The 23,595-nt window shown below is 33.6% G+C and carries 19 protein-coding genes and 3 tRNA genes; 16 read left to right on the top strand and 6 right to left on the bottom strand.

Annotated features, from left to right (window positions below; genetic code table 11):
- The first annotated feature begins 37 nt into the window (after positions 1–37).
- The 6 genes from LNQ81_RS08640 to LNQ81_RS08615 are packed head-to-tail and all read left to right on the top strand — an operon-like array spanning position 38 to position 6,148.
- The gene (locus LNQ81_RS08640; RefSeq protein WP_006257267.1) at positions 38–1,066 is read left to right on the top strand and encodes a rod shape-determining protein; all 1,029 of its coding nucleotides are present in this window, start codon (positions 38–40) and stop codon (positions 1,064–1,066) included.
- Positions 1,067–1,075: 9 nt separating this feature from the next.
- Complete coding sequence (gene mreC / locus LNQ81_RS08635; RefSeq protein ID WP_229945937.1) at positions 1,076–1,906, top strand: rod shape-determining protein MreC; 831 nt, start codon at positions 1,076–1,078, stop codon at positions 1,904–1,906.
- On the top strand, positions 1,899–2,423 hold the full coding sequence (locus tag LNQ81_RS08630; RefSeq protein ID WP_229945935.1) for a rod shape-determining protein MreD: 525 nt from the start codon (positions 1,899–1,901) through the stop codon (positions 2,421–2,423). The genes mreC and LNQ81_RS08630 overlap by 8 nt, the downstream gene beginning before the upstream one ends.
- On the top strand, positions 2,420–4,303 hold the full coding sequence (gene mrdA / locus LNQ81_RS08625) for a penicillin-binding protein 2 (RefSeq protein ID WP_229945933.1): 1,884 nt from the start codon (positions 2,420–2,422) through the stop codon (positions 4,301–4,303). The genes LNQ81_RS08630 and mrdA overlap by 4 nt, the downstream gene beginning before the upstream one ends.
- A 14-nt stretch (positions 4,304–4,317) precedes the next feature.
- Positions 4,318–5,571 (top strand): rod shape-determining protein RodA, encoded by a 1,254-nt coding sequence (rodA, locus tag LNQ81_RS08620; RefSeq protein ID WP_229945931.1) that lies wholly within the window; start codon positions 4,318–4,320, stop codon positions 5,569–5,571.
- Between the two features lie 43 nt (positions 5,572–5,614).
- The gene (locus tag LNQ81_RS08615; protein WP_229945929.1) at positions 5,615–6,148 is read left to right on the top strand and encodes a hypothetical protein; all 534 of its coding nucleotides are present in this window, start codon (positions 5,615–5,617) and stop codon (positions 6,146–6,148) included.
- 444 nt (positions 6,149–6,592) lie between these two features.
- Here LNQ81_RS08615 and LNQ81_RS08610 read toward each other — a convergent pair.
- From LNQ81_RS08610 to LNQ81_RS08600, 3 genes are all read right to left on the bottom strand, one after another.
- A tRNA-Phe gene (locus tag LNQ81_RS08610) sits at positions 6,593–6,665 on the bottom strand.
- Positions 6,666–6,694: 29 nt separating this feature from the next.
- Positions 6,695–6,767: transfer RNA gene (locus tag LNQ81_RS08605), tRNA-Phe, on the bottom strand.
- Positions 6,768–6,800: 33 nt separating this feature from the next.
- Positions 6,801–6,873, bottom strand: a tRNA-Phe gene (locus LNQ81_RS08600).
- 128 nt (positions 6,874–7,001) lie between these two features.
- Here LNQ81_RS08600 and LNQ81_RS08595 point away from each other — a divergent pair.
- From LNQ81_RS08595 to LNQ81_RS08570, 6 genes are all read left to right on the top strand, one after another.
- Positions 7,002–7,751, top strand: a complete 750-nt coding sequence (locus LNQ81_RS08595) for a type III pantothenate kinase (protein ID WP_229945926.1) — start codon at positions 7,002–7,004, stop codon at positions 7,749–7,751.
- Positions 7,729–8,994 carry a hypothetical protein gene (locus tag LNQ81_RS08590; RefSeq protein ID WP_229945924.1) on the top strand — a complete coding sequence of 422 codons (1,266 nt, stop codon included), beginning with the start codon at positions 7,729–7,731 and terminating at the stop codon, positions 8,992–8,994. The genes LNQ81_RS08595 and LNQ81_RS08590 overlap by 23 nt, the downstream gene beginning before the upstream one ends.
- A 20-nt stretch (positions 8,995–9,014) precedes the next feature.
- Positions 9,015–9,578: an LPS export ABC transporter periplasmic protein LptC gene (gene lptC / locus LNQ81_RS08585; protein WP_229945922.1), complete on the top strand. Its 564-nt coding sequence runs from the start codon at positions 9,015–9,017 to the stop codon at positions 9,576–9,578.
- Between the two features lie 430 nt (positions 9,579–10,008).
- The gene (locus LNQ81_RS08580; protein WP_229945921.1) at positions 10,009–12,114 is read left to right on the top strand and encodes a peptidylprolyl isomerase; all 2,106 of its coding nucleotides are present in this window, start codon (positions 10,009–10,011) and stop codon (positions 12,112–12,114) included.
- Positions 12,115–12,230: 116 nt separating this feature from the next.
- Positions 12,231–13,103, top strand: a complete 873-nt coding sequence (gene fabD / locus LNQ81_RS08575; protein ID WP_229945919.1) for an ACP S-malonyltransferase — start codon at positions 12,231–12,233, stop codon at positions 13,101–13,103.
- Between the two features lie 227 nt (positions 13,104–13,330).
- Positions 13,331–14,509 carry a multidrug effflux MFS transporter gene (locus LNQ81_RS08570; RefSeq protein WP_229945917.1) on the top strand — a complete coding sequence of 393 codons (1,179 nt, stop codon included), beginning with the start codon at positions 13,331–13,333 and terminating at the stop codon, positions 14,507–14,509.
- A gap of 66 nt (positions 14,510–14,575) precedes the next feature.
- Here LNQ81_RS08570 and LNQ81_RS08565 read toward each other — a convergent pair whose 3' ends face one another.
- Positions 14,576–15,706: a DegT/DnrJ/EryC1/StrS family aminotransferase gene (locus tag LNQ81_RS08565; RefSeq protein ID WP_229945916.1), complete on the bottom strand. Its 1,131-nt coding sequence runs from the start codon at positions 15,704–15,706 to the stop codon at positions 14,576–14,578.
- A 170-nt stretch (positions 15,707–15,876) separates the two neighbouring features.
- Here LNQ81_RS08565 and LNQ81_RS08560 point away from each other — a divergent pair, with 170 nt between their 5' ends.
- Entirely contained in the window at positions 15,877–17,112 is a 1,236-nt protein-coding gene (locus LNQ81_RS08560) for a 3-deoxy-D-manno-octulosonic acid transferase (protein WP_229945914.1), read from the top strand.
- An 80-nt stretch (positions 17,113–17,192) separates the two neighbouring features.
- Here the strand turns inward: LNQ81_RS08560 and LNQ81_RS08555 are convergent, their stop codons facing one another.
- Positions 17,193–18,032, bottom strand: coding sequence for an aldo/keto reductase (locus tag LNQ81_RS08555; protein WP_229945912.1), 840 nt, complete (start codon positions 18,030–18,032; stop codon positions 17,193–17,195).
- A gap of 425 nt (positions 18,033–18,457) precedes the next feature.
- On the opposite strand from LNQ81_RS08555, the gene LNQ81_RS08550 reads away from it, so the two are divergent.
- Positions 18,458–20,611 carry a S46 family peptidase gene (locus tag LNQ81_RS08550; RefSeq protein WP_229945910.1) on the top strand — a complete coding sequence of 718 codons (2,154 nt, stop codon included), beginning with the start codon at positions 18,458–18,460 and terminating at the stop codon, positions 20,609–20,611.
- A 120-nt stretch (positions 20,612–20,731) separates the two neighbouring features.
- Entirely contained in the window at positions 20,732–20,959 is a 228-nt protein-coding gene (locus LNQ81_RS08545) for a hypothetical protein (protein ID WP_229945908.1), read from the top strand.
- Positions 20,960–21,104: 145 nt separating this feature from the next.
- On the opposite strand, the gene LNQ81_RS08540 is transcribed toward LNQ81_RS08545, so the two are convergent.
- Complete coding sequence (locus tag LNQ81_RS08540; protein WP_229945907.1) at positions 21,105–22,613, bottom strand: GH3 auxin-responsive promoter family protein; 1,509 nt, start codon at positions 22,611–22,613, stop codon at positions 21,105–21,107.
- Positions 22,614–22,723: 110 nt separating this feature from the next.
- Here LNQ81_RS08540 and LNQ81_RS08535 point away from each other — a divergent pair, with 110 nt between their 5' ends.
- The gene (locus tag LNQ81_RS08535; RefSeq protein WP_229945905.1) at positions 22,724–23,521 is read left to right on the top strand and encodes a DUF2797 domain-containing protein; all 798 of its coding nucleotides are present in this window, start codon (positions 22,724–22,726) and stop codon (positions 23,519–23,521) included.
- Positions 23,522–23,595: the final 74 nt, after the last annotated feature.

The raw sequence follows: 23,595 nt of genomic DNA, 5'->3' as shown, positions 1-23,595 counted from the left end.
CGCATTAAAATATTAACTATAAAAGCCTTTTAATTATATGGGATTTTTTGATTTTATGACAGAGGACATCGCTATCGACTTAGGTACAGCGAATACTCTTATCATTCATGGAGGAAAAGTCGTAGTAGACAATCCTTCTATTGTAGCCCGAGATAGAACTACGGGTAAAATAATAGCAGTCGGTAAAGAAGCGAGTTTAATGCAGGGGAAGACACATGGTAATATCAAAACAATCCGTCCATTAAAAGATGGAGTTATTGCTGATTTTGATGCTTCAGAAAAAATGATAAGCCTTTTTATCAAGAGCATCCCTGCACTAAGAAAAAAAATGTTTACACCTGCACTTCGTATGATTGTATGTATTCCATCTGGAATAACTGAGGTAGAAATGCGTGCTGTAAAAGAATCTTGTGAGCGTGTGAATGGTAAAGAGGTTTACCTTATACATGAGCCTATGTCTGCTGCTATCGGTATCGGAGTAGATATCATGCAGCCTAAAGGTAATATGATTGTTGATATCGGAGGTGGTACTACAGAAATTGCTGTAATTGCATTAGGAGGTATCGTATGTGATAAATCTGTAAAAATAGCAGGTGATGTATTCACGAACGATATTATATATTATATGCGTACTCAACACAACTTATTCGTTGGAGAAAGTACTGCAGAAAAAATAAAAATCCAAATAGGGGCAGCAACTGAAGATCTAGAAACTCCTCCAGAAGATATGTTAGTTCAAGGTCGTGACCTTTTAACAGGTAAACCAAAACAGGTAACTGTCTCTTATAGAGAGATTGCTAAAGCCTTAGATAAATCTATTCAACGCGTAGAAGATGCTGTAATGGAAACCTTATCTCAAACTCCGCCAGAATTAGCAGCTGATATTTACAATACTGGTATTTATTTAGCAGGTGGAGGTTCTATGCTTAGAGGTTTAGATAAACGTATTTCTCAAAAAACTGATCTTCCTGTTTATATTGCAGAAGATCCTTTAAGAGCAGTAGTACGAGGTACTGGTCTAGCAATCAAGAACATTGACAAATACAAAAGTGTTTTGATCAAATAAAATTAACTTATGCAGCAAATAATCAATTTCTTTATAAAAAACAGTACTAAGTTACTGTTTTTGCTGCTTTTAGTCATATCATTCGGGTTAGTAATCCAAACGCATACTTTTCATCAAAGTTCGTTTATTAGCTCAGCGAATGGTGTGACTGGTTATGTCTATGAAAACGTAAATAACTTCAAAGAATATATGCATCTAAAAACTGAGAATGACGCTCTAGTTCTTGAAAATGCATACCTAAAATCGATAGCTTATAACAATACTTCTCTTAAAGATTCTGTAGAAATTAAAAACCTAATGCCGCCAGAAAGAGAAGAGTATACTATTATAGTGGGTAAAGTAATTCGTAACACATTTAATACTAAAGAAAATTATCTCACTATAAAAGGAGGAGATAAACAAGGTATACAAAGTGATATGGGAGTTATTAATAGCAATGGTGTTATAGGTATAATTGAAAAGACATCTAAAAATTATTCAACAGTTCAAAGTATTTTAAATGTCAAATCAAAGATTAATGCTAAAATAAAAGGTTCTAACCATTTTGGAACTTTACAATGGGACGGTAAGAATACTGGTTATGTAAACTTAACGGATATTCCAAGGTTAGCTGAAATATTCAAAGGCGACACTATTGTAACAGGTGGTATATCTAAAATATTTCCTGAAAACATTCCTATTGGCGTAATAGATAAGGCATACACAAATGAAACATCCAATTACTTTACTATATCTGTTCGTCTATTTAATGATATGACGAATCTAGGATATATATATGTAATTAAAAATAAAGATATACAGGAGATTAATCAATTAGAAGCTGAAACAAAAGATGAATAGTGTTGCTTTTTCAAATATTGCTCGTTTTATTGCGTTACTAATCGCACAGATTCTTATTTTTAATAATATAGATCTCTTTGGGTTTATAAATCCTTTTCCATATATACTATTCATTATTCTATTTCCTATTGATAATAACAAACCAATATTTTATCTAGCTAGTTTTGCCCTAGGTATCATTGTTGATACATTTGAAAACTCTGGAGGTGTTCATGCAGCAGCTAGTTTAATACTAGCTTTCACTAGACCTTCTATTTTAAAATTCTCATTTGGAATCAGTTATCAATACCACAACCTTAACATAATCAAAAAAGTTACTAAAGATATTTTTAAGTCTCTTGAGGTTTTTGGGTACATTACAATATCAGTTATCATTCATCATGTTGTATTATTTGGACTAGAATTTTTTAGATTTAATTTTTTATGGGAAATACTATTAAGAATAGTACTAACTGCTATTACAACACTTTTAATTTGTATCTTAATACTCTATTTGATTAAACCATCTAAAAAATGAGAAAGTTACTATTGCCAATCATTATTATATTAGTAACTATTTTAGTACTAGCTAGACTTTTCTTTTTACAGATAGTAGATGATACCTATATCAAAAAATCAGAAAACAATGCTTTAAAAATTGTTTATGAATATCCAGAAAGAGGATATGTCTTCGATAGAAATAACAAATTAATGATTGCTAATCAACCTTCTTATGATATCATGGTTATTCCTAGAGAAGTTAAAGAGATTGATACATTAGCACTTTGTAACCTACTTGACGTGACTTATGAACAATTTGTAAATAAGTTAGAAAAAGCCAAAATTTACAGCCCAAGATTACCATCAGTATTTTTGCCACAATTAAGTAAAGGCGAATATGCTGCTTTTCAAGAAAAAATACGTCATTTCAATGGTTTTTATATCCAAAAACGTTCATTAAGAGATTACCAAGTAAGCTCAGGAGCTAATATTTTCGGATACATACGCCAAGTAAATGAGCAAAATATCAAATCAAATCCATATTACCGTTCTGGTGATTTGATAGGTATACAAGGAGTTGAACAAGAATATGAAGAAACTCTAAGAGGTACTAAAGGTGTAAAATATATACAAAGAGATCGTTTTAATAGAGAGATAGGTAGCTTTAAAAATGGTGTATATGACACTCTAGCAGTAAAAGGAGATGATATTATTTTAACTATTGATAGTGAATTACAAGCCTATGGGGAGCTACTTATGCAAAACAAAAGAGGTGGTATAGTAGCTATTGAACCTAAGACAGGTGAGATATTAGCACTAGTCAATGCTCCTACTTATGATCCTGGATTATTAGTTGGTCGTGAACGCTCTAAAAACTATACAGCTCTATACAATGATTCTTTAGCTAAGCCTTTATACAACAGAGTACTTTCAGGAGAATATTCACCAGGTTCTCCTTTTAAAATATTAACAGCTTTAATAGGCCTACAAGAAGGTGTTATCAATGAGCACATGACTTTTGCTTGTAATAGAGGATTCTATTATGGAAAAGGTGCGTGGATGGGATGTCATGACTCAGGACATTGGAACTTAAATGCAGCTATAGCAAAATCATGTAATACTTACTTTGCTAATGCGTATAAAAGAGTAATCGAAAAATACAAAAATCCTGCAGATGGTATAAATAAATGGAGTGAACACCTACATAGCTTTGGCTTAGGTCAATTCTTAGGATATGATCTACCAGAAGGAAGAAAAGGACATATACCAGATGCTGACTACTATAACAGATGGTACCCTAATGGTGGCTGGAAGAGTACAACAACAATATCCAACTCAATAGGTCAAGGAGAGGTTATTATGACTCCAATGCAGCTAGCTAATGTGATGGCTGCAGTAGCTAATAAAGGATACTATTATACTCCTCATATTATCAAAAACATTGAACATCATAATATTGATAAAAAATTTACTACTAAACAAGTAACTTCAATAGACCCAATTCACTTTGAACCAATAATCAAAGGAATGAATGATGTTTTTAATATTGGTACTGGTCGTTCTGTTAGAGTAGATGGATTAGAAATGTGTGGAAAAACGGGAACTGTTGAAAACTTTACTAGAATCAATGGAAAACGCTACCAACTAACAGACCACTCAGTGTTCGTTGCATTTGCTCCTAAAGACAACCCGAAAATAGCAATAGCAGTATTCATTGAGAATGGATACTGGGGAGCTAGATGGGCTGCACCTATTACTAGCTTAATGCTCCAAAAATATTTATTACCTGAAATCGTCAGAACAGATCTAGAAAAAAGAATGCTTGAAGGAAGCTTGCAAAGTGAATATGATAAAGTACTTCAGTTATATAGAATGACAGACAAACCTAAAACTACGTTAAGAACAGCTTTACAATAAGATTCTAGTTAAAAATGAAAAATGTAAGTGTACAGAAAAATATAGATTGGATTTCAATTTTACTTTATACCCTTTTAGTTACAGCTGGATGGATCAATATTTATTCTGCATCACTACCTGCTGAAACAACTTCTATTTTTGATCTTAGTCAAATATATGGAAGACAATTGCTATTCATCATCTTTTGCATACCCCTAATTATACTTATCGTTTCAATTGACACTAAATTCTATGAAAAATATGCTATGGTATTTTACATCATAGGATTGCTTTCTATATTAGGGCTATTTGTTTTTGGTAAATCTGTAAAAGGACAAACCAACTGGTATCAGATAGGTGGTTTTGGAATACAACCTTCAGAATTTGTAAAAACAACAACAGCTCTTCTGTTAGCTAAGTTTATTTCTGACAGTCAAAGTCATTTAAGCACTTTTAAAGAACAATTTATTGCTTTAGTAATAATTGGTATTCCGACTCTTTTTATACTTAAGCATGACACAGGAAGTGCAATGCTTTTTGTATCCTTAGTCTTTGTTCTTTACAGAGAAGGTCTTCCTAGTTGGTATCTTTGGACAGGTTTTATCACTGTTTTGCTTTTCGTAGCTGCACTAGTTGTCAAACCTGGAATAATAATTGCCTCAATAGTGCTAATAGCAGCACTTCATTTTTACTTTAATAAAAAAATAACTCGAAACCCATTAATATATATCATTCTAGTAGTCGTTATGTCCGCGTTTGTGTTCTCAGTAGATTATGTATATGATGAAGTATTAGAACCCCATCAAAAAGACAGAATAAACGTTTTAATAGGTGAAGATGTCAATCTTCAAGCTGAAGGATATAACTTAAATCAGTCTAAGATTGCCATTGGGTCTGGAGGATGGACTGGTACAGGTTTTCTAGAAGGGACACAAACAAAAGGTGGTTTCGTACCAGAGCAGCATACTGACTACATATTTACCACAGTTGGTGAAGAATGGGGATTTGTAGGAGCATCGTTAGTAATTACATTATTTGTTTGCTTATTTTTCAGATTAATACACTTAGCAGAACGACAAAAAAAGGTATTCAACAGAGTCTATGGTTACTCAGTTATCTGTTTCCTTTTTATACATTTTGCTTTTAATATAACAATGCTTATAGGACTTTTCCCTACGATAGGTGTCCCACTACCTTTCTTCTCATATGGAGGGTCAAGTCTAATGGCATTTACAGTATTGCTATTTATCTTTCTAAAGCTAGATGCTAACAGAATAAATGAATGGTAAATACCAAAATAAATTAAATCCTTAAAATACAATTCACACAAAAATGAAAAAGAGAATGCTATTTTTTGCTACACTATTCGTAGCAACAACTTCTATTGCAAATGCACAAGAAATCAAAACTACTGAAATTAAGACAGAAACCCCTTCATTAGAATCACTAGCTAATGAACAAGTATCAGTAGAAAACGCACAACAATTAGAAGCAATTAAGTTACAAAATGATCTTGATGCTGCTAAGCAGTTAGAACAAGATCAGAAAATTGCCAAAGCTCAACACAAAGCTGAAATGCAAGCTCAAAAACAAAAAGAAAAAGAGCATAAAGCAGAGTTAAAAAGACAAAAGGAAGTTTTACAAAGTCAAAAAAGAGTTAGCAAACAAACTGTTCGATTACAGAACGCACAAGACAAGTACAATACTAGAAACAACAAGTTCTTACAGAAAAAAGCATCAGGCAAACTGACTCCTATCCAAGAACTAAAAGAAAAAAGCACCTTATTAGATCTTCAAACTAACATTAAAAAGCAAGAAATAGAGCTTAAACGTGTAACAATGGAATACGAAACTCTTAATAAATAATTATATAAAGTCACTTTAAAAAGTGACTTTATTTTTTTTTATATCTAATACTAGACATAAAAAACGTCAATATTTCTTCAATATTACCCAAATATTTTTCCACTATAAATCCTTTTTAGTGAAGACTTCTTAGTCACTATTGGTGAGCTATTATTTCAAATAAATTTCTAAATCACTACTTTTGACTATAATCCATTATCTCTTCAACATTACAGCAAATATTGCTCTTCTATAAACCTTTTTATTGAAGAGCTCTTGAGCCACTCTTGAAGAATGCCAAAATTAAAGCATTCAGAGCTCAATTTAGAGGAGTAAGAGATATTGATTTCTTCTTATACAGATTGACTAAGCTTTATGCGTAAACACAACTTTTGAGATTGATCCCTTTTGACTATTATTCATAATTAGGCATAAAAAAAACCGCTATATATAGCGGTTTTTCTGTGGTGCCTCCAGGAATCGAACCAGGGACACATGGATTTTCAGTCCATTGCTCTACCAACTGAGCTAAGGCACCTTTTTAATATACGCTTAATGTTTAAATTGTGGTGCCTCCAGGAATCGAACCAGGGACACATGGATTTTCAGTCCATTGCTCTACCAACTGAGCTAAGGCACCTTCTTAAAAACTAACAACTAAAAGCAAATTTTGTGGTGCCTCCAGGAATCGAACCAGGGACACATGGATTTTCAGTCCATTGCTCTACCAACTGAGCTAAGGCACCAATTGGCTTTTAGAAGAGAACAATCTTGTTCTGCTAAGCGGTTGCAAATATATAACAGATTTTCATTCTTCCAAAACTTTTTATAAAAAAAATCATTTACTACCTTTGTCTAACACAAGAAGAACACTATGATTATAGCAATTGATATAGGAAACACCAGAACCAAAATAGCTATGTTTGAAAAAGATACAGTTTTAGAGACTCAAGTTTTCGAACAAGTTTTTTTTGAAAAAAAAATAATAGAAATATTAGAAAAAAATACTTCTAAGACAAAAATAATCCTTTCAAGCGTTGGAAAGCTAAATACTCAAACATTTGATTGGTTAAAAAAAAACACTGAAATAATAATTATTTCACATGAAAGTATATTTCCCTTCAAAAATCTATATGCAACTCCTAGTACATTAGGTATTGATCGAATGGTACTAGCTGCTGGAGCAGTTTTACAGCATCCTAATTGTAATCGATTAGTTATAGATGCGGGAACTTGTATAACATATGAATTCATCAATCACAGAAATGAATATTTAGGAGGAGCCATCTCCCCTGGTTTGTTACTTAGATATAAAGCACTTAATCACTATACAGAAAAACTCCCCCTACTTTCACCAATCGATATTGATTATTTAATTGGCAACCAAACAGACCAATCTATACATTCAGGAGTTATTAATGGTATTACACAAGAAATTGATGGTATAATTAATCAATACAAATCCTTATATCCTGATATTAAAATAATTTTGACAGGAGGTGATACACTTTTTTTGGTCAAAAGATTAAAAAATGTCATATTTGCTAATTCAAACTTCTTACTAGAAAGTCTGAACAATTTATATCAATACATAATTGAAAATGATAAAAAAAATCTTCTTTAGCCTAAGTCTACTATGCGGTACAGCCGCTCTAGCTCAACAAGGCGATGCATCTCCATACTCTTACTATGGTGTAGGTAATGTTAATTATAATGGTACCAATGAATACAAAGCAATGGGGGGAACGAGTGTATACGCAGATAGTATTCATATAAATTTAAAAAATCCCGCTTCATTTAGTAAGTTAAAAAGAACTACCTTTTCATTAGGAGCAACATCAACTTCTTATAACTTCAAAAATGATAATAACACTGACAATGCCACTAGACAAACTATCGACTATGTAGTAGTAGGTTTGCCTATTGCTAAAAAATTTGGTGTAATATTCGGTTTATTACCTTATTCTAATGTTGGTTATAAAATGGAAGGGGAAAGGCTGAATCCACAAGGTCAAAAAATAAATTCAAAATATGAAGGTAATGGAGGAATAAACAAAGCTTTCGTAGGTGCTGGTTATGAATTAAACAAGAATTTGTCTTTTGGTTTTGATGCTGGATACCATTTTGGTAATACTAAAAATGATTTATATGAAAACATCACTGATATAGGTGATGGTTCTTCACTTCAAAATATAACAAGAGAATATAGAAAACTAGACTATAAAGGTTTTTCATTTAATGTATCTGCTCAGTATACAGGTAAATTAAAAGAGTATGATGTACAGGCAAATGTAACATATAGCCCAGAAACAAAATGGACCAATGATAATCTAACACAACTTCAAGTTATAAAGATAAACTCAGTTGTAGATCAAACTATACTAGTAGATGCTTCAAAAAAAATAACTAATCCTCAAGTACTCTCTATGGGAGCAGGTATTGGAAAGGATCTAAAATGGTTTGTGAGTGGACAATATACTTTCACACAAAATAGCAAACTATCAGATACATGGAATACAAGCACTCTAGCTAGTTATGAAAATTCTAATAGATTCACTGTTGGAGGTTTCTACATTCCAAAATACAATTCTTTTACAAGCTATTTTGATAGAATTGTTTATAGAGCAGGATTTAAGTACGAGAATACAGGATTAGTACTGCGTGACCAATCAATAAAAGACATGGCAGTTACCGCTGGATTTGGTTTTCCTATTGGTGATCCAAGAAAATTCACGAATTTAAATATTGGCTTTGAGTATGGTAGCAGAGGAACTAAAAACAATGGTTTAACGAAAGAGAACTACTTCAGTATAAATGTAGGTTTCTCATTAAATGATCTTTGGTTCCAAAAAAGACGTTTTGATTAATCAAATTGTACTAAGCTAATATGATGAAACTAATTTCTAAATCCTTAGGAATACTACTAATTAGTATTATATTAACCTCGATACTTTCATGTGAAAGCAAGTTTAAGGAAATACAGAATTTTAACAAAGTAAGTTTTTTCCCTGCAAGTGAAGTTGAAAACATGACTGGTCAATACATAGATTCTGGCAAAGTAAAAGCGATATTAGTAAGCCCAAAAATGTTAGATTACAGCAATGTTAAATTTCCTTTCACAGAATTTCCTAAGGGAATACATCTAACTATTTTTGACAAAGAGAATAATAAAAATACGGTTGTGGCAGATTACGCAATCCGATATACTAAAACAGATTTGATTGATTTGCAAGGTAATGTGATAATAACAACGCATGATGGCAAGAAATTAAATTCTGATCAACTGTATTATGACCAAAAAAACGAATGGTTTTTCACAGAAGGAAAGTACAAAGCATCAACAGATAGTGTAAATTTCACTAAAGGAATAGGTGTCGATTTTGACACTAAGATGACTAAAGTAAAAGCTACAAATAGCTACGCTGAAAGTGTAGATAACAAAAACAAATAAATGAAACCACTTCACATTATACCTTATTTTTATCTTTTTATAGCAGCATTGTTTATATATGATATTATTACAAAACTGATCGCAAGTAATTACGATATATGGTTAAGTTTAGCCGCAACAGTTTTTGCGATTTTCATGTTCTTCTTTAGAAGAAAATATGCAAAAAGAATGGAGAATCATTACAAGCAAAAGAACTAATTATAAAAGGGATGAGTTTACGAACTCATCCCTTTTTCATTAAACTATTCCACCCCTATTATCAATTAAAATCGTTCAAATTCAATTGCATTTGTAAATTCTAAAAAAAAATAAATCTTAAATCCCAATAAAAACTTAATAAAACTACTAAAATAATAGCACTACTACTTTTATTATTAAATAGATAATTGTATTTTCGCTCACTGAAAAAAATTACACATAATAAAAAAGCATGGCAGTTTTATCAAAAATTAGACAAAAATCCGCTCTGTTAATTGCCGTAATAGGTATTGCTCTATTAGCATTCGTTATTGGCGACGTAGTAAGAAGCACGGGAGGTGGACTATCGAGAAACATTGGTAGTGTAGATGGTGAAGAAATTAACACACAAGAATTCTTACACAAGGTAGCTCAGGCTGAAAAGCAAGGTCAAATGAGTAATACCCAAGCAGGTGTTACAATTTGGAATGGTGAGGTTAACAACATCTTATTATCTAATGAATTCGAAAAATTAGGTATTAGAATTGGTAAAGACCAATTAGTAAACGTTGTAAAAAACAATCCAAACTTTGCTAATAATCCTGAATTTCAAAATGCTTTAGGACAATTCGACATTAACAAATTCAATCAATTTGTTGCTATGATGAAAAGTGCGGGGCAAGAACAATGGAATTCATGGTTAGCTTATGAGAAAGAACTTGAAAAAGTTGGTCTTGAACAAATGTATTTCTCATTAGTTCAAGGTGGTATCTATACTACAAATGTGGAAGCTAAAAATGCATATACAAACGAAAACAATAAAGTTTCTTTTGACTATGTAACAGTTCCTTATTCTACAGTAAACAATGAAGAAACACCTATCTCTGACAATGAGATTGTTGATTTCATGAAAAAACACAGTAATAGATTCAAATCTGATCCTACTCGTGAATTACAATATGCATTCCTACCTAGCCAACCTTCAGCTTCTGATAAAGAAACTGTAAAAGAAACTATTGAAGGATACTTAAAGCCTACGGTTCAGTATAATGCTTCTACTAAAAAGAACGATACTATCCCTGGTTTTAAAACTGTAAAAGATATTGAAACGTTTGTAAATACAAATTCAGACATTAAATTTGACAGTCTTTACTATACTAAGAAAGACCTTCCATTAGAATATCAAGAAGAATTATTCAACTTGGCGCCTGGTCAAACCTTTGGACCATACATTATGGGTGAGTATTATTGTATCACTAGAATGATTGACAAGAAAGCTGGTCAGAGAGTTGATGCTTCTCACATCTTAATTGGTTTTGCAGGATCGCAATCTCAAGGAGCTACTAGAACTAAAGAAGAAGCTAAAACTAAAGCTGAAGAAATTTTAGCAAAAGTTAAAGCTACTCCTTCTTCATTTGCTACTGAAGCATTATTAACTTCAGAGGATCCAGGTTCTAAAAACAATGGTGGTAAATATGAAGATATTCCAAGAGGACAAATGGTTAAACCATTTGATAACTTCATTTTCAACAATGCTATAGGTAGTATTGGTTTAGTTGAAACTGACTTTGGATACCACATCATTCAAGTAAATGATAAAAAAGAAGGTGCTAAATTAGCTACTGTAGCTCGTAAAATAGAAGTATCTGATGTAACTGCTGATGAATTATTCACTAAAGCAACTCAGTTAGAACAAGATGCTCCTACTGCTAAAGACTTTATTGCTACAGCAGAAGGTCTTGGGTTTACAACTCAAAACAATGTTACTGTTAGACCATTTGAGGAATTCTTACCAGGTGCTGGTAATCAAAGAGGAATTATTTCTTGGGCTTTCAACAAAGAAACTAAAGATAACGCTATCAAACGATTTGATAATGCTGATGGTCACATTATAGTTAAAGTAACGACTAAAAACGACAGTGGTTTAGCTCCTGTAAAAGAAGTTAGAACTATCATAGAGCCTATCTTAATGAATGAGAAAAAAGCAGTTATTCTTAGAAAGAAAATGAATGGTGCTACTATTCAAGAAGTTTCTAATAATTCTAAAGCATCTATTGCTTCTATGAGTGATGCTACTATTGCTGCTCCACTTATCACTAATATTGGTAATGAGCCATTAGTTATAGGGACTGCATTTGCTACAGCTGTAGATAAAGATTCTAAACTTATTGATGGGTTACAAGGTGTCTACATGATTAAAACTAAAAATGTAGCTAAAGCTCCTGAATTAAAGGGTGGATACGCTAGCTATAAAGCTAAAGTAGAAAACACAGTTAGAGGAGCAGCTCAAATGCAAATCTTAAAAGTATTAAAAGACAACGCTAAGATTAAAGATAATCGTATCGGAGTTCTTCAATAAGACTTTAAAACTATAAGAAAAAAGCCATCTGATAATCAGATGGCTTTTTTTATGCCTATATGGTTAACTGATAAAAATACCTTATTTTTGCCCTAACAAAATTTAAAACTAAACTTATGAAAGCATACGTATTTCCAGGTCAAGGAGCTCAATTCACAGGAATGGGAAAAGACTTATACGAAAACTCACCACTAGCTAAAGAGATGTTCGAAAAAGCAAACGAAATCCTTGGTTTCAGAATTACAGATATTATGTTTGAAGGTACTGCCGAAGAACTTAAAGAGACTAAAGTAACTCAACCAGCAGTATTCTTACACTCGGTTATCTTAGCTAAGACATTAGAAGACTTTAAACCCGAAATGGTAGCTGGGCACTCGCTAGGAGAGTTCTCTGCTTTAGTAGCTAATGGAACACTTGCTTTCGAAGATGCACTTAAGCTCGTTTCTCAAAGAGCTATGGCTATGCAAAAAGCTTGTGAAATAACACCTTCTACAATGGCGGCTGTTCTAGGTTTAGAAGACAATATCGTAGAGAAAGTATGTGCTGACATTGATGGTGTTGTAGTTGCAGCTAATTATAACTGCCCTGGTCAATTAGTGATTTCTGGAGAAACTACTGCAGTTGAGAAAGCATGCGAAGCTTTAAAAGAAGCTGGAGCGAAGAGAGCTTTGTTACTTCCTGTAGGTGGTGCATTTCACTCTCCTATGATGGAACCAGCTCGTGAAGAACTAGCAGCTGCTATTGAAGCAACTACTTTTAATACTCCTTCTTGCCCTGTATACCAAAACGTAACAGCTAACGCTGTAAGTGATGCTGAACAAATCAAGAAAAACCTTATTCTTCAGTTAACTGCTCCTGTTAGATGGACACAATCTGTAGAGCAAATGATTGCCGATGGTGCTTCTTTATTTACAGAGGTTGGACCTGGTAAAGTATTAGTTGGACTAATCAAGAAGATCAATAAAGATGCTGAAACTCACTCAGCATAATTAGGCATAACATATAACCTTAAATCGACAGAAAACATTTAAACGAGAATAAATTATACAAAACAGAGTAAAATTAATGATAAAAGCATACTGTAGTGTGGTTATAGAATTAATTAAAGCTATGTAAAGGAGAATTGATTCGCAGTAAATGGGAGTTGCAAATTTAAGGTACAATATAAATAGCCCTTGGTTTATCATTCCAAGGGCTTTTTTTAAACTCAATTTAATTGGAAAAACTATCTTACCAAGAGTGGATTCTTATATTTACACTCATAAGTCTTACAGCATTAGGTCCTTTAGCAATAGATATGTATCTACCAGCTTTTCCTAAAATAGCATCAGACTTAAACACAGAAGTCAATCAAGTACAAATATCCTTATCTACTTTTTTAGGAGGACTAGCTATAGGACAATTATTTTGGGGTCCTATATCTGATAAATATGGCAGTAAGAAACCTATTGTTATCTGTCTTAGTATATTTATACTATCTTCTTTAGCTGTTATTTTTGTTAAAGATATCAAGGTTATGTGGATGTACCGTTTCTTACAAGCCTTTGGGAGTAGCGGCGGAGTCGTTATTGCAAGAGCAATCGTGAACAAGCGTTTTGAAAAAGACCAAACCCTAAAGATATTCAGCATATTAGCCGTAATCGGTGGTATAGCACCTATTATTGCCCCTATACTAGGTAATATTATATTAAAATATTTTGATTGGAGACAAGTATTTACTGCTATGGCATTATTTGCCACTTTGAGTATATGTATGACAGTTTCTTTTTTAAAGGAAGATTATTCTAACAGATTGACTTCGTTAAATGTATCTAGTATATTGACTAACTACATTAATCTATTTAAGAACAAAGTATTTATCACATACACCATTATAGGAAGTATTACATTTAGTTGCCTAATGCTTTACATCTCTAACTCTCCTGTACTTGTCATGGAAGCAGGAGGACTATCAAGCACACACTTTAGCTTTGTCTTTATGGGAAACTCTTGTGGACTAATGTTGGGATCTTTCTTAACATCCTCTGTCTTGAGAAAAAGATTATCACCTAAAAATATAATAAAACTAGGAACTAGTATACAGATTATAGCAGCACTACTCTTATGGTTATTCATAGAATTACAACTAAACATCTATATACAGCTGATTCCCTTGTTCTTTTTCGTACTGCCGTTAGGATTATTATTCCCTACAACTACCACATTAGCATTAGCACCTTTTAAAGCAGAGTCAGGTACTGCCTCAGCTCTTTTCGGAGCTTCTCAGCTAGCCTTTACATTTATGACATCTATATTACTGAATAGTCTTAATAATGGATCTATGAGTATCGTAGCCATCTCATTACTAAGTTGTGCTTTAGTATCGTTTGTAATTATTCTAAATACTAAAGAGTAATAACCTATACCAACAAAAAAAGCAGACTATAATAGTCTGCTTTTTCGTATTTATAATTCTCAATGATTATCCTAAGAATGCTTTAATCTCATCAGTGATTACTTTGATTTGCTCATCATCTAATTCAGTATGCATTGGCAAAGAAAGAACTTCTTTTACTAACTGATTAGTGATAGGGAAGTCAGCCTCGTTATAACGAGCGTCTAAATACGCTTTTTGATTGTGTAACGGTATTGGATAGTATATTGCACATGGAATACCTTTACCTTGTAAGTGAGCTAATAGTCCATCGCGATCAGCATTCACGATACGAAGTGTATATTGGTGGAATACGTGACTGTTCTCATTACCATCTACTTTAGGAGTAATGATATTAACATGATTAGCTAAAGCAGCAGAATACTTCTGAGCAGCAGTACGTCTAGCTACATTATACGCGTCTAAGTTAGGTAACTTAGCATTTAATACAGCAGCTTGAATACTGTCTAAACGAGAGTTCACCCCTACTACATCATGGTGGTAACGCTCATACATACCATGATTTACGATACCTCTTAATGTATGTGCTAATGCATCATCATTAGTGAATATAGCTCCACCGTCTCCATAACAACCTAAGTTCTTAGATGGGAAGAATGAAGTAGCAGCCACATGTCCGATAGCACCAGTCTTCACTACTTTACCATCAGGGTAAGTATAGTTAGCTCCGATACCTTGTGCGTTGTCTTCGATAACGTATAAATTATGTTTCTCTGCTAATTTCATGATGGCATCCATATCAGCAGACTGTCCAAATAAGTGAACAGGTACGATAGCTTTAGTCTTAGGAGTAATTGCTTTCTCGATAGCCTCAATAGAGATATTGAATGTCTCAGGACAAACATCTACTAATACCGGAGTCAATTGTAACAATGCGATTACCTCTACTGTAGCAGCGAAAGTAAAGTCAGCAGTGATCACCTCGTCACCAGGTTTTAACCCTAGTCCCATCATAGCAATCTGAAGAGCATCAGTACCATTAGCACACGGTATAACGTGCTTAACACCTAAATACTTCTCTAGATTAGCTTGAAATGCGTGTACTTGTGGTCCGTTGATATAGGCAGAAGATTCTAATATTTCTTGAATCGATTGATTCACTTCTTCCTTTATTCCTTCATATTGACCTTTCAAGTCAACCATTTGAATTTTTCTCATTCTAATTGTCTTTTATATCTTTTCAACTACTTATATAGTAACCAACTAGTTGCATATACAAATAGCATTCTGTTTCGATATTAGTTATCCTTACAAAAATAATAAATTCTTTAACCCAAAGCCCAAACTTTATCAAAAGAAACGTAATTTCGCTCAATAAAGATTTACCTATGTTTTTTCTATATAATCTACTGACCTATATTTCTATCTTTTTCATACAAATTATCGCGCTGTTCAACAAAAAAATAAGCCTATTTGTATCAGGAAGAAAACAATCCTTTAAAATACTTCAAGAACGTATATCTGCCACAGATCAAGTGTTTTGGGTACACGTAGCTTCATTAGGTGAATATGAACAAGGGCTTCCTATTATGGAACAATTAAAAGTAAAGTTCCCCTCACATAAGATCGTACTAACATTCTTCTCTCCATCAGGGTATGAAGTAAAGAAAAACAATACTATTGCCGATGCAACACTATATCTTCCTATGGATACAATAGCTAATGCTAAGCAATTCTTAAAACTATGTCATCCTGAGAAAGTGTTCTTTGTTAAATATGAATATTGGCCTAATTACTTAAATCAATTACACAAACGAAATACACCAACTTATCTAGTCTCAGGAATATTTAGACCAGATCAGGTATTCTTTAAGTGGTATGGCGGGTTTTATAGAAAAGCATTGAGTGCATTCACTTATTACTTTGTGCAAAATGAAGTTTCTAAGTCATTGCTTAACCAGCTCCATTATACGAATGTAGAAGTAGTAGGAGATACACGCTTCGATAGAGTATCTCAGATATTAGAGCACGATAACACGCTATTATTTTTAGAAGATTTCACTAATCATAAGACAACCAAAACCATTGTTATTGGAAGTTCATGGCCAGAAGACGAGAAGTTACTAGCTACCTATATTAATAAGGTAGAAGATGAGAATATCAAGTTCATCTTCGCTCCTCATAATATAAAGAAAGAACAAATCAATAATCTAGTACAGAGTCTAACTGTACCAACTGTATTACACAGCGAACACCAAGATAAAGACCTAACGCAGTATCGCGTCTACATCATAGATGCGTATTCTATCCTTACTAAAGCATACAGTTATGCAGATATCGCCTATATAGGTGGAGGTTTTGGTGCTGGTATTCACAATATCCTTGAAGCGGCTACTTATGGAGTACCAGTAATCATAGGTCCAAATTATAAAAAGTTCCAAGAAGCTAAGGATATGATAACTTTAGGTAGTTGTATCGTAGTGAATTCTCAGTCCGACCTAGACCACATCTTCAATGATTTACTACAAGATGAGGCAAAAAGAGTCAAACTAGGAGAAACGAGTAACCATTTTATACTCAAAAACAAAAATGCTACTGACAAAATTATAAAACATATTCAATAAAAGTAAAAAGGTAAGTAAACGTGGTGTTTACTTACCTTTTTTATATGAATTAATAATCGTACTTATCGTGAACTTTTGGTTTAAAAGTCAACTTGATCAGGATTTAATCCTGAACCACCAATATAAGGCAAATTATCCACTACCACAACATCTTCTTCACTTATTATGATTTTATTAATCTGAATATTCTCCTTTATGCGTTGTGGAGTCACTGATTTTGGCATTGGAAGATGCCCTTTTTGGATTATCCACTGAAGGACAAGTTGGGGTACAGTCACACCGTATTTTAATGCCATAGCGAGCAAAATAGCATTATCTAGAATATTCCCTCTACCGATAGGGCTCCACGCTTCTATCAGTATAGATCGCTCCTGACAGAACCTTACTACTTGCTCCTGCATAAACCCAGGGTGAAACTCAATCTGATTAACCATCGGCTTAATCACTGCAGTTTCAAAAAGCGCCTCTAAGTGATGTACATAGAAGTTACTCACACCGATAGCCTTCACCTTTCCCTCCTTATATAAATGCTCTAATGCACGCCAAGTATCTGCATTTATCTCCTTCCAATTAGCAAACTGATGAGCACTAGCAGGCCAGTGTATCAGATATAAATCTAAATACGCTACTCCCAGATTAGCTAACGATAGATCAAATGCCTTTAGCGTCTGCTCATATCCCCTATCCGCATTCCACAGCTTAGTCGTTATAAATAACTCTTCTCTAGGCACACCTGACTTAGCGATAGCCCTACCGATACTAACCTCATTCTTATAAAACGAAGCTGTATCTATATGTCTATAGCCTTCTGATATAGCACATAGTACTGCATTCTCAGCTTGCTCTCCCTCTGCCGCCTTCCACGTCCCAAATCCCAACTGAGGTATCTTCACACCATTACTTAATATATAGGTATTCATCTAATCTATCTTTATAGTTATCAATCCACAATGTACAAAATCATTTATGTATTAAGCATCATTAAGCTAATTTTTCCATTCCCTATTCTGTATAATCCTTTTTAATAGGCGACCTAAAGCACCTCTATCATTAATTACCTAATGATAAACCACTACCAAATAGTTATCTCAACGAACACTTCGTTATAAGTGGTGTTTTTTGTCCTGAAATAGGGGGCATTAGGTGATAGGCATATGCTCGGCTGAAAAATACTATAATAAAGCCAACCACCTACCGATCACTTGCCTACCAATATACAATCACATAACACAAAATACTGATAAACCAACCTCACAGTTGAGTTATAGAAGTTAACAATTTGGATTTTAGGGTTCACTTGTAAAATTGTATCTTGCCAACGAATTCAATTCTAACTAACACTTTTATGAATAAAAAGATTACAAATCTATTTAAGGCTCTTGTAATACTGATAGCTCTGCCTATCTATGCACAACAAGGGGGTATGTGGATTCCATCTCTATTAAAGGGGATGAATGAAACAGAGATGAAAAGCCTTGGTATGAAGATGTCTGTGAGTGATATCTACGATGTGAACAAATCAAGTATGAAAGATGCTGCGCCACACTTTAATGGTGGATGTTCTTCTGAAGTTATTTCTCCTCAAGGTCTTCTATTGACTAATCACCACTGTGGATATGGACAGATCCAGTCTCACTCATCTGTTGAGAATGATTACTTAGCGAATGGATTCTGGGCAAAGTCTATGGCTCAGGAGTTACCAAACGAAAACTTAGAAGTTACTTTTATCGTTCGTATCGAGGATGTGACTAAGGAAGTAATGGCAGGGATTAAAGACAAGGATACTGAAATCCAAAAACAAGCTAAAATATCTGAAAATATAGCTAAAACTGTAGCTTCTTTTCCAAAAGAGAAATGGCAAGATAACAAAATCAAGTCATTCTATGAAGGAAATCAATATATCATCTTCGTTACAGAGACTTTTAAAGATGTACGTTTAGTAGGTGCTCCACCATCATCTATCGGAAAATTTGGTTCTGATACAGATAACTGGGTATGGCCACGTCATACAGGAGATTTCTCTTTATTCAGAATCTATGCTGATAAGGATAACAAACCTGCTACTTATTCTAAAGATAATGTACCTTACCGTCCTAAACATTTCTTCCCTATTTCACTTAGTGGTGTAGAAGAAGGAGACTTTACAATGGTATTCGGTTACCCAGGTAGAACACAAGAATACTTACCATCTTATGCTGTGGAACAAATCGTAAATGATTTAAACCCTGTAAGAATAGGTATCCGTGATAAAGCGCTTAAGATTACTGACGAGTTTATGCGTGCTGATCAAAATATCAAAATCCAATATGCTTCTAAATATGCAAGCACTGCTAACTATTGGAAAAAATGGATCGGTGAAAGTCTTGGTTTAAAGAAAACAAATGCAGTACAAGCAAAACAAGACTTCGAGAAAGGATTTATCGAAAGAGCTAAGAAAGGTAAAAACACAAAAGCATATGCTGAAATCTTACCTAAGTTCGAAAAACTGTATAAAGACATTACTCCTTATGCTGTAAGTAGAGATTACTTCACAGAGGTAGTACAACGCAATACTGAGTTATTAGCTGCTGCATATAAAGTGTACGCTTTAGAAAGTTATGCTTCTAATGAGAAGTCTTTTGAATCTAGACGTGCTAACCTTATTAAAGGACAAGACAAGTTCTACAAAAACTATAGCAAAGCTGTAGATGAAAAAGTATTTGAATCTATCGTATCTATGTATGCTAAAGATGCTCCAAAACAGTTCTTACCAAAAGAATTAAAAGATGCGAATATCTCTGCTATTACTAAAGATATCTATGCGAATAGTAAATTGACTTCTTATGAAGGATTCAAACAACTATTAGAAGGAAATGCTGATCAAGTAATCAAGAATATCAATAGTGATAAAGGATATGTATTCGCTAAGGCACTTATCGAAAATTATATGTCTAATGTATTACCTAAATATGAAGAATTAGACAGAGAGATAGCTGCACTTCAACGCACGTTTATGAAAGCCCAATTAGAGCTTTATCCAGACGCTAGAATCTTCCCTGATGCTAACAGTACATTACGCGTTACTTATGGTAAAGTAGATGGTTACTTCCCTAAGGATGCAACGTACTATGAACCAGTGACTCACTTAGAAGGTATAATGGAAAAATACGTACCTAATGACTACGAATTTGACGTACCTGCTAAGCTAGTAGAACTGTATAATAATAAAGACTATGGTCAGTATGCAGACAATGGTAAATTACCTATAAACTTCATTGCGACTAACCACACTACAGGAGGTAACTCAGGTAGCCCTGTTTTAGATGCACATGGTAATTTAATCGGTCTAAATTTTGACAGAGTTTGGGAAGGAACGATGAGTGATATTTATTATGACCCTTCTATTTGTCGTAACATTATGGTCGATGCTAGATACATTTTATTCATCATTGACAAGTTTGCGGATGCAAAACATCTAATTGATGAGATGAAATTAGTTGAACCTAAGAAAAACAAGTAGACAACACTTTGATTTGCAATACATTAAAAAATAAAAAAAAATATTCAAAAAAAGTTTTGCGAACCAAAAAATTCCTATATTTGTCCACGAATTAATAATTAACTTTTATAATTTAGTAAGATGAAAAAAATCGCATTAAGCGTTGCTTTAGTAGCAATGATGGGAGTATCTTTCGTTTCTTGTAAAGAAACTGCAAAAGAACCAGAAGCAGAAACAGTAGTAACTGAAGAAGTAGTAACTGAAGAAGCTCCAGTAACTGAAGAAGTTGCTCCAGTAACTGAAGAAGCTCCTGCAACTGAAGAAGCTCCTGCTACAGAAGCTCCAGCTACAGAAGAAGCTGCTAAATAATTTTAGCATTGCTGAAAAATAAAGAAAACCTCGCTAAGCGAGGTTTTTTTTATACCTATATTTTTTCAGGATTAAAAAAAGCATCCACCTAGTGAATGCTTTATCTGATTCTAATATAAATCTATAATTCCTATACCAATATAACCTACATAGACAATAATTCTTCTAGTAGATTTCGCTCATTCGATAAGCGAGGTACTTTATGTTGTCCTCCTAGTTTATTGTTATTTTTTAACCAATCATAGAACAAGTTTTTACGTGCGCTATGAAGCACTAACGGATTTAATGTCATATTATTCGTACGCTTAGCCTCATAGTCCGAATTCAGAGCTTGTAGATTCCTATCTAACACCTCTCCGAATAATTGTATATTATCAGGTGCTTTAGTAAACTCAACTATCCATTCATGCGCTCCTTTTTCTTTGCCAATCATAAAAATAGGTGCTACTGTATACTCTGCCACCTCAGCATTAAACTCTGCACAAGTCTTCGCTAATGCTCTATCTGTATTTTCGATCATTAACTCTTCTCCAAATACATTAATAAAGTGCTTAGTTCTGCCCGTTATCTTTATTCTATAAGGTAATAAACTAGTGAATCTCACCGTATCCCCTATTAAATAACGAACTAATCCTGCATTAGTAGTGATTACTATCGCATAGTTCTTCCCTATTTCTACTTCTGATAAAGGTATGATTCTCTGATGAGTCTGACCAAAAGTATCCATCGGAATAAACTCATAGAATATACCATAATCTAACATTAGCAATAGCTCGTTACAATCATTCTGATCTTGGATAGCAAAGAACCCCTCTGAGGCGTTATATATCTCGTAATATCTAAAGTTACCACTAGGCAACAACTTCTTGTATTGATCTTTATAAGGTTCGAAACTAACTCCTCCGTGGAAGTAAACCTCTGCATTAGGCCATAGCTCTAATAAATCCTCACGTCCTGTCTCTTGGATAATGCGATTAAACAAAACCAACATCCACGAAGGTACACCAGCAAAACTCGTAACATTCTCATTTCTAACTTCAGTGATTATGGCTTTCATCTTACTCTCCCACTCAGACATAAGAGAAGTCTTATTACTAGGGGTACTACTTAACTCTGCCCAGAAAGGCATATTATCTATTAAGATGGCAGACAAATCGCCAAAGAAAGTATTCTTATCTTCATATAGCTGTTTACTACCTCCAAGGCGAAGGCTTTTCCCTGTAAACAATTGAGAGTTCTCGTTGTTATTCAAATATAAACACAGCAAGTCTTTCGCTGCTTTATAATGACAATTTTCTAATGCTTCGTTGCTAACAGGAATAAACTTACTTTTAGCATTCGTCGTTCCACTAGATTTAGCAAACCACCTAATTGGTTCTGGCCAGAAAATATTACTTTCCCCCTGACGAGACCGTTCTATATAGGGTTCGAACTCTTCGTATTTAAACAAGGGCACTCTTTCAGAGAAAGTTTTGTAGTTCTTAATGCTTTCATAGCCGAACTCTTTACCTAGTACAGTTTTCTCATTTGTCTTTATCAAATTCAAAAACAAATCATTCTGCACTTCATTTGGGTACTTTCTAAATAAGTCTATCTGGTGAATTCTCTTCTTCAGTATCCACGAAGCAATAGAATTAATAATTGTAAATGCCATATCTTGTTTATTAATCAAATCTCTAAGCTTTTCATTGTGAAAAGATAGTAATTACAGTAGCCAATGTTTTTCGTACTTTTACCACTTATCCAAAAATAACAATTTTATCTATGCAATACGAAGGAGTTTTAAACAAAATGCAGACGGAATTTAACAGCCCTATTGAATACTATTTAGTATTTAAAAACAACTTCATTAATATTAATCAAATTCTTGACAGAACGATTAAGATTGACTTCACTGGTTATGAATGTTTAAACTGTGGACAACAAAAAAAGATCTTTAGACAAGGGTTTTGTTATGAGTGTTTTTACTCTAGTGCTCAAGTAGGTGACTGGATTATGCGCCCCGAATTAAGTAAAGCTCATCTAGGGATAGAAGATAGAGATTTAGAATACGAAACAAAAGTACAACTACAACCTCATATCGTCTATCTAGCAGTAGCTAGTGACGTAAAAGTAGGGGTAACAAGAAAAACGCAAGTACCTACGAGATGGATAGATCAAGGAGCATCTAAGGCTATTGAGATCGTAGAAGTACCTAATAGATACTTAGCAGGGATTACTGAGGTGGCACTAAAGGATATGTTCACTGATAAGACGAATTGGCGTAAAATGCTTCAAAATGAAGTCTTAGAAACAAATCTAGAGGAAATAAGAAATACACTAAAAGATAAGTTACCTGAAGAAGCGAAACCTTACTTCGATCAAACGAACTCTTCTGTTTTCAATCTAGAGTATCCGGTATTACAGTTCCCTACTAAGATAGCAAGCCTTAATCTTGACAAAACACCTTCTTACCAAGGTAAACTTAAAGGTGTAAAAGGACAATACTTATTATTCGAAGACGGTACTGTATTTAATATCCGTACGTATGAGGGATATATGGTCAACATAGAAGTAATCTAATAGATTCCAATAAACAAAACGAGCTCCACTAGGGAGCTCGTTCTGTTTATTGGTTGGACACTGTACCAAAAGCT

The sequence above is a fragment of the Myroides oncorhynchi genome (genome assembly GCF_020905415.1).
GTDB lineage: Bacteria > Bacteroidota > Bacteroidia > Flavobacteriales > Flavobacteriaceae > Flavobacterium > Flavobacterium oncorhynchi_A.
This window is presented reverse-complemented; position numbering and strand designations above follow the sequence as displayed.

Coding starts and splice junctions, on each gene's coding strand:
- LNQ81_RS08640 (WP_006257267.1), top strand. CDS start 38: ATGGGATTTTTTGATTTTATGACAGAGGACATCGCTATCGACTTAGGT.
- mreC (WP_229945937.1), top strand. CDS start 1,076: ATGCAGCAAATAATCAATTTCTTTATAAAAAACAGTACTAAGTTACTG.
- LNQ81_RS08630 (WP_229945935.1), top strand. CDS start 1,899: ATGAATAGTGTTGCTTTTTCAAATATTGCTCGTTTTATTGCGTTACTA.
- mrdA (WP_229945933.1), top strand. CDS start 2,420: ATGAGAAAGTTACTATTGCCAATCATTATTATATTAGTAACTATTTTA.
- rodA (WP_229945931.1), top strand. CDS start 4,318: ATGAAAAATGTAAGTGTACAGAAAAATATAGATTGGATTTCAATTTTA.
- LNQ81_RS08615 (WP_229945929.1), top strand. CDS start 5,615: ATGAAAAAGAGAATGCTATTTTTTGCTACACTATTCGTAGCAACAACT.
- LNQ81_RS08595 (WP_229945926.1), top strand. CDS start 7,002: ATGATTATAGCAATTGATATAGGAAACACCAGAACCAAAATAGCTATG.
- LNQ81_RS08590 (WP_229945924.1), top strand. CDS start 7,729: ATGATAAAAAAAATCTTCTTTAGCCTAAGTCTACTATGCGGTACAGCC.
- lptC (WP_229945922.1), top strand. CDS start 9,015: ATGATGAAACTAATTTCTAAATCCTTAGGAATACTACTAATTAGTATT.
- LNQ81_RS08580 (WP_229945921.1), top strand. CDS start 10,009: ATGGCAGTTTTATCAAAAATTAGACAAAAATCCGCTCTGTTAATTGCC.
- fabD (WP_229945919.1), top strand. CDS start 12,231: ATGAAAGCATACGTATTTCCAGGTCAAGGAGCTCAATTCACAGGAATG.
- LNQ81_RS08565 (WP_229945916.1), bottom strand. CDS start 15,706: ATGAGAAAAATTCAAATGGTTGACTTGAAAGGTCAATATGAAGGAATA.
- LNQ81_RS08560 (WP_229945914.1), top strand. CDS start 15,877: ATGTTTTTTCTATATAATCTACTGACCTATATTTCTATCTTTTTCATA.
- LNQ81_RS08555 (WP_229945912.1), bottom strand. CDS start 18,032: ATGAATACCTATATATTAAGTAATGGTGTGAAGATACCTCAGTTGGGA.
- LNQ81_RS08550 (WP_229945910.1), top strand. CDS start 18,458: ATGAATAAAAAGATTACAAATCTATTTAAGGCTCTTGTAATACTGATA.
- LNQ81_RS08545 (WP_229945908.1), top strand. CDS start 20,732: ATGAAAAAAATCGCATTAAGCGTTGCTTTAGTAGCAATGATGGGAGTA.
- LNQ81_RS08540 (WP_229945907.1), bottom strand. CDS start 22,613: ATGGCATTTACAATTATTAATTCTATTGCTTCGTGGATACTGAAGAAG.
- LNQ81_RS08535 (WP_229945905.1), top strand. CDS start 22,724: ATGCAATACGAAGGAGTTTTAAACAAAATGCAGACGGAATTTAACAGC.